Origin of the sequence: Limnohabitans lacus, from assembly GCF_030053395.1 — a bacterium.
GTDB lineage: Bacteria > Pseudomonadota > Gammaproteobacteria > Burkholderiales > Burkholderiaceae_C > Limnohabitans_A > Limnohabitans_A lacus.
In genome coordinates this window covers 231,500-245,675 of the sequence record NZ_JASGBH010000003.1, presented here as the reverse complement: position 1 = coordinate 245,675, position 14,176 = coordinate 231,500, and the positions used below count along the sequence as shown (strand labels likewise).

The 14,176-nt window shown below is 59.5% G+C and carries 14 protein-coding genes, 1 tRNA gene and 1 riboswitch; all 15 genes read left to right on the top strand.

What is annotated here, in order from left to right; translation table 11 throughout:
* The first annotated feature begins 54 nt into the window (after positions 1-54).
* Positions 55-432, top strand: a complete 378-nt coding sequence (locus QLQ16_RS05750; protein WP_283223736.1) for a DUF934 domain-containing protein — start codon at positions 55-57, stop codon at positions 430-432.
* Positions 433-520: 88 nt separating this feature from the next.
* Positions 521-1,276, top strand: a complete 756-nt coding sequence (locus tag QLQ16_RS05745) for a phosphoadenylyl-sulfate reductase (RefSeq protein ID WP_283223735.1) — start codon at positions 521-523, stop codon at positions 1,274-1,276.
* Positions 1,277-1,439: 163 nt separating this feature from the next.
* Positions 1,440-2,369 (top strand): sulfate adenylyltransferase subunit CysD, encoded by a 930-nt coding sequence (gene cysD, locus QLQ16_RS05740; protein ID WP_283223734.1) that lies wholly within the window; start codon positions 1,440-1,442, stop codon positions 2,367-2,369.
* Between the two features lie 102 nt (positions 2,370-2,471).
* Positions 2,472-3,752, top strand: coding sequence for a sulfate adenylyltransferase subunit 1 (locus tag QLQ16_RS05735; RefSeq protein ID WP_283223733.1), 1,281 nt, complete (start codon positions 2,472-2,474; stop codon positions 3,750-3,752).
* Between the two features lie 192 nt (positions 3,753-3,944).
* Positions 3,945-4,274, top strand: coding sequence for a ferredoxin FdxA (gene fdxA / locus QLQ16_RS05730; RefSeq protein ID WP_283223732.1), 330 nt, complete (start codon positions 3,945-3,947; stop codon positions 4,272-4,274).
* Between the two features lie 57 nt (positions 4,275-4,331).
* Positions 4,332-5,375, top strand: a complete 1,044-nt coding sequence (locus QLQ16_RS05725; RefSeq protein WP_283223731.1) for an NAD(P)/FAD-dependent oxidoreductase — start codon at positions 4,332-4,334, stop codon at positions 5,373-5,375.
* Between the two features lie 170 nt (positions 5,376-5,545).
* Positions 5,546-5,648: riboswitch (TPP riboswitch) on the top strand.
* A 65-nt stretch (positions 5,649-5,713) separates the two neighbouring features.
* Positions 5,714-7,969: a TonB-dependent siderophore receptor gene (locus QLQ16_RS05720; protein WP_283223730.1), complete on the top strand. Its 2,256-nt coding sequence runs from the start codon at positions 5,714-5,716 to the stop codon at positions 7,967-7,969.
* A gap of 81 nt (positions 7,970-8,050) precedes the next feature.
* Positions 8,051-8,126: transfer RNA gene (locus tag QLQ16_RS05715), tRNA-Asn, on the top strand.
* A 245-nt stretch (positions 8,127-8,371) separates the two neighbouring features.
* The gene (locus tag QLQ16_RS05710; RefSeq protein WP_283223729.1) at positions 8,372-8,899 is read left to right on the top strand and encodes a DUF2878 domain-containing protein; all 528 of its coding nucleotides are present in this window, start codon (positions 8,372-8,374) and stop codon (positions 8,897-8,899) included.
* Positions 8,896-9,252, top strand: a complete 357-nt coding sequence (locus QLQ16_RS05705; RefSeq protein ID WP_283223728.1) for a 4a-hydroxytetrahydrobiopterin dehydratase — start codon at positions 8,896-8,898, stop codon at positions 9,250-9,252. The genes QLQ16_RS05710 and QLQ16_RS05705 overlap by 4 nt, the downstream gene beginning before the upstream one ends.
* On the top strand, positions 9,249-9,818 hold the full coding sequence (locus tag QLQ16_RS05700; protein ID WP_283223727.1) for a histidine phosphatase family protein: 570 nt from the start codon (positions 9,249-9,251) through the stop codon (positions 9,816-9,818). Before QLQ16_RS05705 ends, QLQ16_RS05700 begins: the two co-directional genes overlap by 4 nt.
* Positions 9,819-9,973: 155 nt before the next feature.
* Positions 9,974-10,567, top strand: a complete 594-nt coding sequence (locus QLQ16_RS05695) for an OmpA family protein (protein WP_283223726.1) — start codon at positions 9,974-9,976, stop codon at positions 10,565-10,567.
* Positions 10,568-10,587: 20 nt separating this feature from the next.
* A complete protein-coding gene (locus tag QLQ16_RS05690) occupies positions 10,588-12,135 on the top strand; it encodes a CHASE2 domain-containing protein (protein ID WP_283223725.1) in 1,548 nt (515 codons plus the stop codon).
* Positions 12,132-12,584: a FecR family protein gene (locus QLQ16_RS05685; protein ID WP_283223724.1), complete on the top strand. Its 453-nt coding sequence runs from the start codon at positions 12,132-12,134 to the stop codon at positions 12,582-12,584. Before QLQ16_RS05690 ends, QLQ16_RS05685 begins: the two co-directional genes overlap by 4 nt.
* A gap of 139 nt (positions 12,585-12,723) precedes the next feature.
* A complete protein-coding gene (locus tag QLQ16_RS05680) occupies positions 12,724-14,157 on the top strand; it encodes a FimV C-terminal domain-containing protein (RefSeq protein ID WP_283223723.1) in 1,434 nt (477 codons plus the stop codon).
* Positions 14,158-14,176: the final 19 nt, after the last annotated feature.

Here is a 14,176-nt window from a genome sequence, read left to right as displayed (position 1 = left end):
TCCGGTCGTTCACAAAACCCCGTTTGCCGGGCAAGTTCCTACGGAGAAAACACCATGAAAATCATCAACACACAAGAACACCAAGCGGCACACGCCAACGGCGTTTTGGCACTCGCCAACGACGTGGACCCGCGCACGCTCGACCTGAACGGCGTCACCCGCATTGACTTGCAGTTCCCGGCCTTCACCGATGGCCGCGCTTACAGCCAGGCCTTTTTGCTGCGCCGCCGCTTGCGCTTTGAAGGCGAGTTGCGTGCCACGGGTGACGTGCTGATCGACCAATTGGTACAGATGCAGCGAACCGGCTTTGACGTGGCCGTGCTCAAAGAAGGCGTGGACGCCAGCGCCGCCCAACGACAGCTGGACCGCTATGCCGGTTTCTACCAAGGCTCGGCCGTGGGGACGCAACCCCGATTCGCCCAAACCGCATAAGGCCCTGTAGGAGCTTGCCCGGCCAGCAATGCGCCGCAAACCACCGGCTTGATCGCCAGCACAGGCTGGCTCCTACCAAGACACGAACATGACTTCCTCCTTGATTTCTTCCCGCAACGCACCGCTCAAGGCCACCGAGCAAAACGCCAAGGCCAGCGCCGACTTTGCCGCCAAGCTGGCCGAGACCCAGGCCCTGCTGCGCCGCGCCGCCGCCGAGTTCACCCCCGTGACGCAAGCCTCCAGCTTGGGGGCCGAAGACGTGGTGATCACCCACCTCATCAACAGCCTGCAGCTCGACATTCCGGTCTTTGTGCTGGAAACCGGTGCATTGCACACCGAGACTTTGGCCCTGCTGGAGCGCACCCAGGCGCATTCGCGTGCGCCCATCGTGGTGTACCGCCCGGTGCAGGAATCGGTGATCCAGTTCGTGCGCGACCAAGGCCAAGACGCGATGTACAAATCGATCGATCAGCGCAAAGCCTGCTGCGGCGTGCGCAAGATGGCGCCACTGGCCCGCGCCTTGACAGGCCAACGCGCCTGGATCACGGGTCTGCGCCAGGAGCAATCCACCGCCCGCGCCGAAGTGCCTTTGCTCGACACCAGTGAAGAAGCCACCAAAGGCTTGGCCAAATTCAACCCACTGGCGAAGTGGACTTGGGGCGACGTGTGGCACTACATCGCCGAAAACAAAGTGGACTACAACCCGTTGCACGACCAGTTCTTCCCCAGCATCGGCTGCGCGCCTTGCACACGGGCCATCAGCCTGGGCGAGGAGTTCCGCGCTGGGCGCTGGTGGTGGGAGGACGAGGCGGCCAAGGAGTGTGGCTTACACGTCAAAGCTTGAAGGATGTGATGTGTGACGGGCTCGCGGGCACAGTGGGCTCCTCAGAAGTCGCTGCGCGCCACACATCGTCGCCCCCTGCACCCCCGATCCCGCCACACATCACTTCGACCGCCTTTGGATATTTCTGAGCACCCCTTGCCCTGATTGAGATGAGAGAAAAAGCATGAACGCCATGACACAAAACGAGTTGCACACCCTGAGCAACAGCCACCTGGACGCACTGGAAGAAGAAACCATCTTCATCCTGCGCGAAGTTGCCGCCGCCTTCGAGCGGCCCACCCTGCTGTTCTCGGGCGGCAAGGACTCGCTGGTCATGCTCAAGTGCGCCGAGAAGGCTTTTGGCGCAGGCCGACTGCCTTATCCGCTCTTGATGATCGACACCGGCCACAACTTCAAAGAAGTGACCGACTTCCGTGACTTGCGTGCCAAAGAACTGGGGGCCGAGCTGATCGTGCGCAGCGTGGAAGACTCCATGAAGCGTGGCACCGTGCGCCTGGCCCACCCCGGCGAGAGCCGCAACGTGCACCAGTCGATCACGCTGCTCGAAGCGATTGAAGAGTTCCGCTTTGATGCGCTGATTGGCGGCGCCCGCCGCGACGAAGAAAAGGCTCGCGCCAAAGAGCGCATCTTTTCGCACCGCGACAGCTTTGGCCAATGGCAGCCCAAGGCCCAGCGCCCCGAGCTGTGGACGCTGTTCAACCACAAGCTGCAGCCGGGCGAGCACTTCCGCGTGTTCCCGATCAGCAACTGGACCGAGCTGGACGTGTGGCAGTACATCGCCCGCGAAAACATTGCCCTGCCCTCGATTTATTACACCCACAAGCGCGAGGTGGTTGACCGCCGGGGCCTCTTGGTGCCGGTGACCGAGTTGACGCCACCCAAAGACGGCGAAGAAGTGGTGGTGCGCGACGTGCGATTCCGCACCGTGGGTGACATCACCTGCACTTGCCCCGTCGAGAGCGATGCGGCCACGCCTGAGCAAATCGTGATCGAGACGCTGGCCGCCGATGTGAGCGAGCGCGGCGCGACCCGCATGGACGACAAGACGTCCGAGGCTTCGATGGAGAAGCGCAAGAAGGACGGGTATTTCTGAACACCCGCCCAGCCTGAATCGGTCCTGCGTCCGAATCAGCGCTCACGGCTGAACCCTTCGCGAGCAGGGCTCGCTCCTACAAAACACCGAAAAAAAAGAACCATGCACAACGAACAACACTTTTCTGCCCTCAAGTTCATCACCTGCGGCTCGGTTGACGATGGCAAGAGCACGCTGATTGGCCGCCTGCTGGTGGACACCAAGGCCGTGCTGCAAGACCACTTGGCTGGCGTGCAGCGCTCGGGCGAAACCGATCTGGCTCTGCTGACCGATGGTCTGTCTGCCGAGCGCGAGCAAGGCATCACCATCGACGTAGCCTACCGCTACTTCAACACCGAAGCGCGCAAATTCATCATCGGTGACGCACCCGGCCACGAGCAGTACACCCGCAACATGGTCACCGCCGCGTCCAGCGCCGACGCCGCCGTGGTGCTGGTCGATGCCATCAAGCTCGACTGGGCCAACCCCGACCTGCAACTGCTGCCGCAAACCCGCCGCCATTCGCTGCTGGTCAACCTGCTGCGCGTGCCCTCCATCGTGTTCGCCATCAACAAGCTCGACGCAGTGGCCGATGCCACTGTGGCCTACAAAAACATCGCGGGTGCTTTAAACAAGTTCGCCCAAGAAGCCGGGATCACCGTCACCGCCATGGTGCCCGTGTCGGCGCTGAAGGGCTGGAACGTGGTGACCACGGAAAACAATGATCAAACCGACTGGTGCGGCTACACCGGCCCCAGCCTTTTGAGCATCCTCGAAGACCTGCCTGTGACGCCCGCCGAGACCGATGTGGCTTTCAGCTTTCCGGTGCAATGGGTCGAGAAGTTCCACGACTCCGGCGTGACCACCCAAGGCCGCCGCGTGTTCTGGGGCCGCGTGGCCACGGGCAGTATCGAGCCCGGCCAAACCGTCAAGGTCTTCCCCAGCGGCCAGACCGCCGTGGTGTCCCAAGTACTGTCGGCCACCCGCCAACCCCAGGGCAAAGCCGCAGGCCACAGCGCAGGCATCGTGCTCGACCGCGAGGTGGATGTGTCCCGTGGCGACTGGCTGCTGGCAGCCGAAGGCGCGCCCGAAGGCCAGCGCCAGCTGAGCACCACCATCGCCTGGATGGACGACGAGCCCCTGGTGGCGGGTCGCCTTTACTGGGCACTGCACGGCCACCGCTGGGTCAAAGTGAAGGTGCAGCGCGTGGTGCACCGCCTGAACGTGAACACCTTGGCACAAGAAGAAGCCACCGAACTCGCTCCCAACGCGATTGGTCACGTCACCTTGGCCTTGCAAGAGCCTTTGGTCACCCTGCCCTTTGCCCAATCGCGCATTTTGGGCGCACTGGTGCTGGTGGACACGGCGACCCACAAAACGTCTGGGGCCGTGCTGGTGCATTGAAAGCAGTCCTTTGATGCGGGAACCAGCCCTGCTGGCGGTTTGACTCAAGTCGCCAGCGGGCCATCGCTTGCAGGGCAAACGCGTACAAATCGCCCGTCATCACTGAACAGCGGCCCACAGGGACAAGCGATCTCCTTTAAAATCACCATTCCCGCGCATGCCTGATTGCGCAGCCTAAATTCCGAGTCCATCATGACCCACGTTGTTTCCGAATCTTGTATCCAGTGCAAATACACCGACTGTGTGGACGTTTGCCCTGTGGACTGCTTCCGCGAAGGCCCCAACTTCCTGACGATCGACCCCGACGAATGCATCGACTGCGCGGTGTGCATTCCTGAGTGCCCGGTCAACGCGATCTACGCCGAGGAAGACCTGCCGGCCGACCAGCAGCACATGACCCAAATCAACGCCGAATTGGCCTTGCTGCCCACCTGGAAGAGCATCACCAAGCGCAAAGCCCCTCTGGCCACCGCCGACGAGTGGAAAGACAAAACCGGCAAACTGGGCGAGTTGATCCGCTGATCGCCCACCGCGATGCACCATGGCCGAACTGTTCGGCCATTTTTTTTAGAGCAAGCCATGTCATCACGCATTGAAACCGAAGCACTGGTCATCGGCGCCGGCCCCGTGGGCCTGTTCCAGGTGTTCCAGCTCGGCCTGCAAGGCATCGCTTGCCATGTCGTCGATGCCCTGCCCCATGTGGGCGGCCAATGCGCCGAGTTGTACGCAGACAAACCGATTTACGACATCCCCGGCATTGCGGTGTGCACCGGCCGCGAACTGGTGCAGCGTTTGCAGCAGCAAATGGCGCCCTTCAAACCCACACTGCATCTGAGCCAGCTGGTCTGTCGCTTGGAGCGCCAAGCCGATGGCCAGCTGCTGGTCGAAACCACCGCGGGCAGCGCCTTCATCGCGTCCACCGTTTTCTTGGCCGCTGGTGTGGGCGCTTTTGTGCCGCGCCAGTTGGTGCTCGACGGACTGGAAGATTTCCACGGCACGCAGGTTTTTGCCCAGGAGGCGGACCCCACACGCTGGAAAGGCCAGCATCTGGTGGTGGCCGGTGACGGCGACGCTGCTTTGCAAACCTGCCTGGACGCCTGCAAGCAAGCCGCCCTGGGTGGCGGTCCAGCCAGCATCACGCTCTTGCATCGGCGTGACCAATTCACCGCCCAGTCCGAACGCGTCGCCCTGATGCGCGAGGCCTGCGCGGCAGGCCTCATGCGCTTTGTGCCCGGCCAGCCCACAGGCTTGCGCCGTGATGCGGGCCGACTGGAGGCCTTGGAATTGCTCAACCCCCAAGGCGAGTCAGAATGGTTGCCCTTGGATGTGTTGCAGACCTGCCTGGGCCTGTCGCCCAAACTGGGCCCCATTGCGCAATGGGGTCTGGCCATGGAGCGCAAACAACTGGTGGTCAACACCGAGAACTTCGGCACCTCGGAGCCGGGCATTTTTGCAGTCGGCGACATCAACACCTACCCCGGCAAAAAGAAGCTGATCCTGTGCGGCTTCCACGAGGCCACCCTGGCCGCTTTTGGCGCTGTGGCCTTGCTGCGCCCCGCCGAAAAAACCCTGTTGCAGTACACGACCACGTCGACGCTGCTGCACAAGCGTTTGGGCGTTTAAGCCCTTCAAAATTTTTTGTGTAGGAGCCAGCCTTACTGGCGATTTGACGATGGTGGTGCGCAAGCTTTTCGCTTGCAAGGCAAGCGCCTACAGGTCTAGGGCGACGGCTCACTCGCACATAAGCAAAGCGCCTGCTGTAGAATCCGCCCGCCACGACGCTCAAGCGTTGTGGCATCCGCTAGGGGTGTTGAAGGCCGTGAGGTCTTCGACTGAGAAAGTCCCTTTGAACCTGATTGAGGTAATCCTCGCGCAGGGAAGCTTGTCAAAAGAACGGTGGTCGCCTTGGTGCGCAGCACGTTCCCAGCCAGCCGACCTGCCATTACGTTAAAGGAAACGTTGTGGCATTTTTTTCGCCCGTCTCTCGCCGGTCTCAGGACCGTTTTGTTTTTCGCGCCAGCCGACTGGCCAGTGCAGTGGCCTTGCTCACTGCGGGTTTGGCCCAGGCGCAAAGCGCCAACGAAATCACCATCACCGACACCGCCCCCTCGCAAGTGAGCGGGTTTGGCGATGTGCCTTTGAGCAAAGCGCCTTTCAGCGCCATCAGCTTTGACCGCCAAGTGCTGCAAGACCTTGGCGCACAGCGCGTGTCGGACGCCCTGCGCCTGGACGCCAGTGTGGCCGACAGCTACAACTCGCCCGCTTACTGGGACATGTTGAGTGTGCGCGGCTACACCTTGGACAACCGCTACAACTACCGCCGCGAAGGCTTGCCGATTTCGGCCGAGACCATGATTGGCATGGACAACAAAGAACGCATCGAGTTGTTCAAAGGCACCAGCGGTATCCAAGCGGGCACCAGTGCACCGGGTGGTTTGGTCAACTACGTGGTCAAGCGTGCCCCCAGCAGCAACGACGAAGTGATCCGCAGCGTGAGTGCCAGCTATGGCCCAGGCCAAAGCAGCAGCGTGGCGCTGGACTTGGGCGGTCGCTTGGGCGAAACCAAAGAATTTGGCTACCGCTTCAACGCGGCGTATGAAGACCTGAACCCCTACATCCGCAACACCCAAGGCCACCGCAACCTGATCGCCCTGGCGATGGACTGGCGCATCTCGGCCGACAGCAAGCTCGAATGGGAAATCGAAAAAAGCGAGCGGCAACAGATGGGGGTCAACGCATACAGCGTGCTGGTCAACCCGAACGACCCTAACGGTTTACCGTCGTTGCCTGCCACCGTGGACGGCACACGCAACATCACACGCCAATCCTGGTCCGTGCCCGGAGCCTTTGCCAGCCAAACGGGAAGCGTGCGCTTCAAGCAAAACCTGGGAGACAGCTGGCTGTGGACCACGCAATACGGAGGGCAACGATTGAAAACGGATGACCGTTTGAGTTTCGCATCCGGGTACAACTGTTATGGAGTACTTGATTCAACGCCCGGAACCACCAAGCTGTGCGACCGCTACACATCGGATGGACGATTTGAGTTGGCCGATTACCGCAGCAACGATGAGCAGCGACTGGTCGATGCCCTGCAAACCGAAGTGGCTGGCCAAACCCGCTGGGGCAGCACCACACACCACCTGTCCATGTCACTGACCCGGCAGCGGCAACTCGACAGGATGCCTGCCCTGCAAGCTTGGAATTCCGCTGGCGAAGGCAGTATCTACGGTGGCGGCACCAGCCAAGCATCCCCTATTCCTGGTTACCCCAACACCAACAAAAGCGAATACAGCACCGAAATTGCCATCAAAGATCGCATGGAGTTGAATGAAACAATGGCTGTCTGGGCAGGACTACGCAACACGTCATACAGCCGCAGCAGTGAGCAAAACGCTGCGTGCGATCCTATTACCTACGTCTGCACTCCCACTGCTGGCACCAACGCTTTCAGCAGCAAAGGCAACATCACCACGCCATGGATCGGCCTCACCCAGCAACTGGAACAGCACATTGTTTTCCTGTCGCATGGGCAAGGCATGGAACTGCAAGCGGTCCCCAACACACCCAGCTACAGCAACGCTGGCCAGTTGCTTAACGTGGCTCGCAGCACGCAAACTGAATTAGGCATCCGCAGCATGAACAAGGCTGATCAGGGCATGCCATGGAATTGGAATCTCAGCGTATTCCAAATCGAGCGCCCCCTCGCCTATGACGTCGCAGACGGAACTTTGATCAAAAAGGTCAGCGATGGCCAGCAAATTCACCAAGGAATTGACGCAGGTGTTCAATGGCGCTCAGCTTCTTGGTCACTGCAAGCGCAGGGCCAATGGCTCCATGCGGACATCGCCAATACAACCAGCAACACTGGATTGAATGGACAGACGCCAGTCAACGTCCCCACAATGACCCTGCGTGCCTTGGCCCAATACCGCTTTACAGAAGTGCCTGGCCTGCGCAGCAGCTTGCGCGTGAGTCACGAGGGCGAGCGCCGCGTGTTGGAAGACGGCAGCGTCACCCTGCCCGCGTGGACCACTGTGGACTTCGCCACGCATTACGACACGCGAATCCAAGGCACCCGAACACAATGGACGCTGGCCATTGACAACTTGGCAGACCGCCATTACTGGCGTGAATCACCCAAACAATTTGGACACTACTACCTCTACCCTGGCGCACCGCGCACACTGCGTTTGGCCGTGAAAGCCAGCTTCTGATATCGGGGCCGCAAGATTTTTCGAAAATCTGCGCGCCCCTCTCAAAAGCCCCTGAAAATGCCGCTATAATTTCGGCATTGTTCCTCAATAGCTCAGTCGGTAGAGCGCCGGACTGTTAATCCGTAGGTCCCTGGTTCGAGCCCAGGTTGAGGAGCCAAAAAAAGACAAGCCCCTGCATTCACGTGCAGGGGCTTTTTCTTTGCACCCATCTGCAATGAACCCTGAAAAATATAGCGCTTGAAATTGGCGCTGCCCTCAGGTGCTTGCAAGAACTTGCGCAACTGGCTTGGCGTTGCTCCAGATTGGACTGGACGCGTCCATTTTCAGAAAGTCTCGGCCTTGATGCGCCGTCCTCAAAGCCACCCTCAAACCAAGGTTGACACGGATTCCTAGAATGGCGTGATGCATCGCATCCTCAACGCTGTCGGCTTTCAATGTGCTTGGTGGGCCCTCATCGCAGGCGCAGACCATGGTCTGGACCTGTACGCCTGTGTCTTCGCCGCCGCCTTGGCCCTTGCACATTTGTGCTGGAGCGAGCATCGGCTGAACGAATGGCGGCTGGCGTCCACGGTGATGCTCTTGGGGATCGCACTGGACTCTGTGCTGCAAGCTTTGGGTGTCCTTCGTTTTGAAGGTTGGGCGGTGGGCTCGCTCAGCCCTGTCTGGCTTTGGATGCTCTGGCTGCTGTTTGGGATGACCTTGAACTCTTCCTTGTCGTTCTTGAAAAACAAGCCGCTGATCTTGTCTGCGGCATTGGGCGCAGTGCTCGGGCCTGCCAACTACATCGCCGGAGCCCAACTGGGTGCGGCCGCACTGGAGAGCACGCCGGGGCACTTGGCCGCGCTCGGTTTGACTTGGATGTTCGCCTTGCCCGCCATGGTGTTTTTGGCCCAACGCTCTTTACCCCACCCTGGGCCACAAACGACATGAGCACCGATTCATTCCGATTGCCTTTGTGCGTGCCGCTGAACACGCAGCAGACAGAGGACGGCTTGCGCCAGCTGCAAGGCTGGCACTGGGACCGCGAGCACGGCAGCATTGCCAAAACCTGGGTGTTTGACCGCTTCACGACGGCCGCCGAATTTTTTGCCCAGCTGGCCGTGTTGGCTGAGCAGCAGGATCACCACCCCGAAGTGACATCGGCATACACGCGCATGCAGGTGCGCCTGTGGACGCACGACGTGCAAGGCATCAGCTCAAGAGACTTCGCGCTGGCCCATGCGCTGGATGCGCTCGTGGCTGCGGTGTTTTCAAACCGTTTGAGCACACAGGACACACCATGAACATCAGGCCACTTCTTGCCCTGGCCGCAGGGCTTTTCGTATCGGCATTTGCTCTGGCCAGCGACCTGTCGGAAAAACTGCAGTCCAATGACCATGTCTTGTTGATGCGCCACACCTTGGCCCCTGGTGTGGGTGATCCAGCCCGTTACCAACTGGCCGACTGCAAAACGCAAAGAAACCTCAGCGCTGAAGGCCGCCAGCAAGCCTTGAATGTGGGGCATTGGCTGCGCAAGCAAGGCATTGCGCAGGCGGCTGTTTTTTCCAGCGCATGGTGCCGCTGCAAGGACACGGCCGAGTTGCTGAATTTCAAGGGTTACCAGGTCGAGCCGGCCTTGGCCTCCTTTTTCGACGAGATGCACCAAGCCAAGGCACGCACGCGTGATCTGGAACGCTTCATTGCTGCGAAGCTGGCCACCAAAGGCCGACAGGCCCTGATTTTGGTGACCCACCACGTCAACATTTTCGAGTTCATGGGCGAGAACATTGGGTCGGGCGACATGGTGCTGGCCAAGGTGAATGCCCAAGGAAAAACGCTGACTTACCAAATCATACCGCGCCCCGATTGAGCGGTTGCTCCTGAGGTCTCACGGAAAAATCGCAAAAAACATTATTAACAAAGAAATTAAATTTAAAATTTTTCATCACCATATAACTACAAATATCGATAAAAAGTTAAAATTCCACCCCTGCAGCACCATTGATTTTGACGCACGGGTTTTTTATGGAATTGACAGGATTCATCACATTGGCCATGGCCGTCGCCTTGGCCTGGCCTCGGGCCGAAGTGGCCCAGCAACGCATCGTGCTCTTGCCCTCGGCAGATGGTTCAAACAGCGCGGTGGTGGTGCAAGGTGCAGACGGTGAGCGTTTACTGAACACCCCCTATGCAGGCTTGGAGGTGATGGCTGCAGGTTCAACCCAGGCCGTCACATTCACCGAGTCCGAGGTTCGCGCAAGGTATGCCCCTGTGCTGGAGGCCCAGCCCCCACGCCCGACCAGCTTTTCGCTGTATTTTGTGAGTGGCTCGGACAGCCAATTGACATCTGAATCGGCGCAAACCCTGTCTGGCTTGCAGTCATTCCTGCAATCACGCCCTGCGCCTGAAGTCACGGTGATCGGTCACACCGACCGCACCGGCAGCGTCGCCATCAACGATGCTTTGTCTCTCAAACGCGCTCAGTCTGTGCGCGAATTGATCCGTCAAACCGGCATCGCGGTGGAGCACATGGCGGTCTTTGGACTGGGATCTCGCGAGCCCATCGCCGCAGGGGCGCAGGAGGGATTGAACCGCCGCGTCGAAATTCATGTGCGCTGAACAGCTGGGGTGAAAGCGGCATGGAACTGCTCAAGCAAATCCTGATCACAGGCAAGGGACGCCCGGCCGCACTGTTTATCTTGCTGTGGTCCATGACGATGAACATTCTGACGGAGCTGCCTGCGTCTTGGACACCGCTGCACAAACCTTGGAGCGTGATCCCCGAGTACTTTGGATCCCCTTTCGCCTCAGGAAGGCAATTGCTGTTTGATGGCTACCAAAAAGAGTATCCGCGCGTGCCTCTGGCTCAACCCGTGACGATCGTGGCCATTGACGAAAAAAGCCTGCAGGATTTTGGTCAATGGCCTTGGCCACGCTACAGGCTGGCCGAATTGATTCAGGCCACGGCCAAGTACCAACCTGCGGCGGTGGGCTTGGACCTGTACATGCCTGAGTTTGACCAAACTTCGCCACCCCAAGTGGCCAAAGGCTTGAAAGCAGAGCACCGCGCCTTGGCCGAACAGCTGCAGCGCTTGCCATCGAACGAAACCGTTCTGGCGCAATCCTTCAGACAGGTTCCCACGGTGCTGAGCGCCGCCGGATTTGACCAGCCGGCCTACACCACCACCTCTGGCATGCGGACCTGGCCTGTGCAGGTTGTTGGCGCAGAAAAGTTGCCTGCGTTTTCTCGCCGTTTTGAACAAGTCTTGGCCAGCCTGCCTGAGCTGCAAGCTGCTGCCAGTGGTCAAGCCCTGGTGAGTGTGGACTTGGAAAACGGCTTGGTCAGGCACGTGCCCTTGGTCATGAGCCTGGCCGATCAAGCCGTGCCCAGCCTGGCCCTGGAAATGTTTCGGGTGGCTACCGGCGCGGATGAGGTTCGAACGCACATCAATGACCGCGGCATCGCGTCCGTGGGTGTGGCCGATTTGTCTGTACCCACTTTGCCCAATGGCACCATCCCCTTGCACTTTGCCAAGCACCAAAGCATGGCCTCGCGCTATGTGTCTGCCAGCGATGTGATGCAAGGCAAAGTCGAGCCCAACATGCTGTCGGGCAAATTGGTCTTGCTCGGCTTGACCGGCTCCGGCCTGAACGACATGCGAACCACCGCCATCGGCGAGATGGTCCCCGGCATCGAGATACAAGCCCAACTGATCGAGTCTTTGTTCGATGGGCGTGTTTTGCAAAGGCCTCATTGGTTCAAATGGGCTGAGACGCTGGCCCTGTTGCTGGTGGGCAGCATCATGATCTGGTACGTGCCCCGCCCCCACTCCGTCTTGTCGGCCTATTTGCGCAAGGTGCCTAAGTCCAGCCTCTGGCTGACGCTGGCAACCAACAGTTTGATCATTTGGATCGGCTACCAAATTTTCATCCACACCGGCATGTTGTTCGATGCGGCGTCCTTCTTCCTGATCATCAGTGCCGTCATGGGCAGCTTGATCTCCACCGTGCTGGCTGAAATCGACAATTTGAAAAAGTCGCAAGAAGACGCTCGTCACGAAGAGGCCTTGCAACAAGCCCGCATCGATGGCGAACGCGCCATCCTGGCCCGATTGCCAAGCATCCAGACGTTCAGCTCGGATGCGAACACCTTCCATCTACCTTCTGAGCAGGACACACGCGCATGAAATCTCCCGTCCTTTTGATCGTTGCGACCTTGACGGCCATCAGCGCCTGGGCGACCGATGTGGCCGGCACGGTCAAATCTGTCAAAGGCCACGCGCACATCGAGCGTGGCAACGCACGCATCGATGTGGCCATTGGCACACACTTGCAGCGCCAAGATCGCTTGGTCAGTGGACCCGCCAGCAGCGTTGGCGTGACGCTCAGTGACAGCACCTTGTTAACGGCAGGCCCCAACTCGACCATCGAGCTGAGCCAATATGCTTTTGACCGCAGCACCCGCGCTGGCCACATGGACACCACAGTCAGGCGTGGTACTTTGGCCGTGGTTTCTGGGCAATTGGCCAAGAGTCAACCCAACCAAGTGGTCTTTCGCACCAGTACGGTGACACTGGGTGTGCGTGGCACGGAGTTCATCATCGACGTGGATGCGTCAACAAAATCAACGCCATGAGCCTAATTTGTCTCAAAGAATTGAATTCTGGTGTAAATTGTCATTCATGACAATTTCAATACAACCACCAAAGATGCAAGTATTGTCACATCCTCAATGCCCATCGGTTAGGGCCACACCATTCTTGAAAATGAAAACAATGGCAATGCATCTCTTGGCCCGAACAGGCTTGGCCTTGGCGGGCCTTGGGTTGGGCTTGCTGGGCTTGCCCGTTCATGCACTGAGCCTGGGCAACTTGACGGTGTCCTCGAATGCATCGCCCAGCTTCACGGCGAGCTTGCCGTTTTCAGACGACAAGCCCGTTCGATTGCCCGAGTTGCAAACCCGATTGGCGACCGATGCCGAATATGCGCAGTGGGGCCTGCCGATGTCGCCCGTGGTGCGAGAGCTGCGGGTTCGCGTCGTGCACGCATCCCAAACTGTGGGCACCGTGGAATTGTTTTCACTCAAGCGACTGCCACAAGACCATTTTGACCTGTTGGTTTGGGCCTCGTATGCAGGCCAAACCAGTCTGACCCATTACAAAGTCCATGTGTTGGATCTGCCCTCTTCGGTGAAGGGCAAAACGCTCAGCACCTCGAAAGCTGCCCTCCCGTCCACTTCGCAAGTCTCTGCGCAAGGCAAGATCCCGTCCACCGCGCCTTTGTTGCCCCCAACCGCGTCGATCAAGCCGTCGCCAGAAGCCGAAACTGCAGGACCGGCCAGCGCCCCGCCCTCCTTGACCGACCAGAAGATGGAAGCATCACAAGCGATGCCTGAAGCCCCAAGCGCTGCGCCAGGGGACAGTCCGGTTCAGGCCTCGACCCAAACCTTGCCAACTGACCAGGTTCCCTCAGATGCCGCCTACAGCACAGCCAGCGTGCTCGGAGGGCTTGCGCTGTGTGTGTTCGTCATGGGTTTTTTCATGGGCCGACTTCGCCAAGGTTCACGAAAAGGGATCGCGGCATCCTCACCAGTTCACGCAGTCAAAGCGCCATCGCAAACGTCACCTGCAGCTGTAATGCCCTCTGACAGCGATGGCAAAACCCACGCCCCCGCCCTCAGTCCTGCGCCAGTGGCATCGCCTGCTGAAGCAAGCAAGTCCATGGAGAACCTGCTCAAGGCCGAGAACATCATGGCCTCACCAAACACCTTGAGCATGCCCGCGGCCTCTGATCAGTGGATGCCGCCCCCGGAGAGGGCCCAAGCGAACACGCCGAGCCAGCGCCAAGCGCCTGGGTCATCCCTGACAACCCCACCTCGAGAACGCCTGGCCGCAGAAGCGATCGAGAACACCGCAGCCCAATCGCTGGTGGAATTCACCTCGGCACCAGCCCCCGATCTGGCATCGACGAACCTGCTCCCACGCCAACCAGCCACCGCGCTGCCCACACCCAAGCTGGCTCAAGGCAACTCTCGTGCCAGGAAAATTCGCAAAACCAAATCGGCGGCCGACTCTCACATCGACTTGGCCAAGATTTACCTGAGCATGGGCGATCCGACCACGGCACAAATGGTGTTGCAGCAAGTGTTGGCGCATGGCACAGAGGCCGAAAGAGCCCAGGCCGAAAAACTGATGCAAGAAATGGCTTGATCCGCTGGAAGCGGTCGCC

Coding starts and splice junctions, on each gene's coding strand:
- QLQ16_RS05750 (WP_283223736.1), top strand. CDS start 55: ATGAAAATCATCAACACACAAGAACACCAAGCGGCACACGCCAACGGC.
- QLQ16_RS05745 (WP_283223735.1), top strand. CDS start 521: ATGACTTCCTCCTTGATTTCTTCCCGCAACGCACCGCTCAAGGCCACC.
- cysD (WP_283223734.1), top strand. CDS start 1,440: ATGAACGCCATGACACAAAACGAGTTGCACACCCTGAGCAACAGCCAC.
- QLQ16_RS05735 (WP_283223733.1), top strand. CDS start 2,472: ATGCACAACGAACAACACTTTTCTGCCCTCAAGTTCATCACCTGCGGC.
- fdxA (WP_283223732.1), top strand. CDS start 3,945: ATGACCCACGTTGTTTCCGAATCTTGTATCCAGTGCAAATACACCGAC.
- QLQ16_RS05725 (WP_283223731.1), top strand. CDS start 4,332: ATGTCATCACGCATTGAAACCGAAGCACTGGTCATCGGCGCCGGCCCC.
- QLQ16_RS05710 (WP_283223729.1), top strand. CDS start 8,372: ATGCATCGCATCCTCAACGCTGTCGGCTTTCAATGTGCTTGGTGGGCC.
- QLQ16_RS05705 (WP_283223728.1), top strand. CDS start 8,896: ATGAGCACCGATTCATTCCGATTGCCTTTGTGCGTGCCGCTGAACACG.
- QLQ16_RS05700 (WP_283223727.1), top strand. CDS start 9,249: ATGAACATCAGGCCACTTCTTGCCCTGGCCGCAGGGCTTTTCGTATCG.
- QLQ16_RS05695 (WP_283223726.1), top strand. CDS start 9,974: ATGGAATTGACAGGATTCATCACATTGGCCATGGCCGTCGCCTTGGCC.
- QLQ16_RS05690 (WP_283223725.1), top strand. CDS start 10,588: ATGGAACTGCTCAAGCAAATCCTGATCACAGGCAAGGGACGCCCGGCC.
- QLQ16_RS05685 (WP_283223724.1), top strand. CDS start 12,132: ATGAAATCTCCCGTCCTTTTGATCGTTGCGACCTTGACGGCCATCAGC.
- QLQ16_RS05680 (WP_283223723.1), top strand. CDS start 12,724: ATGGCAATGCATCTCTTGGCCCGAACAGGCTTGGCCTTGGCGGGCCTT.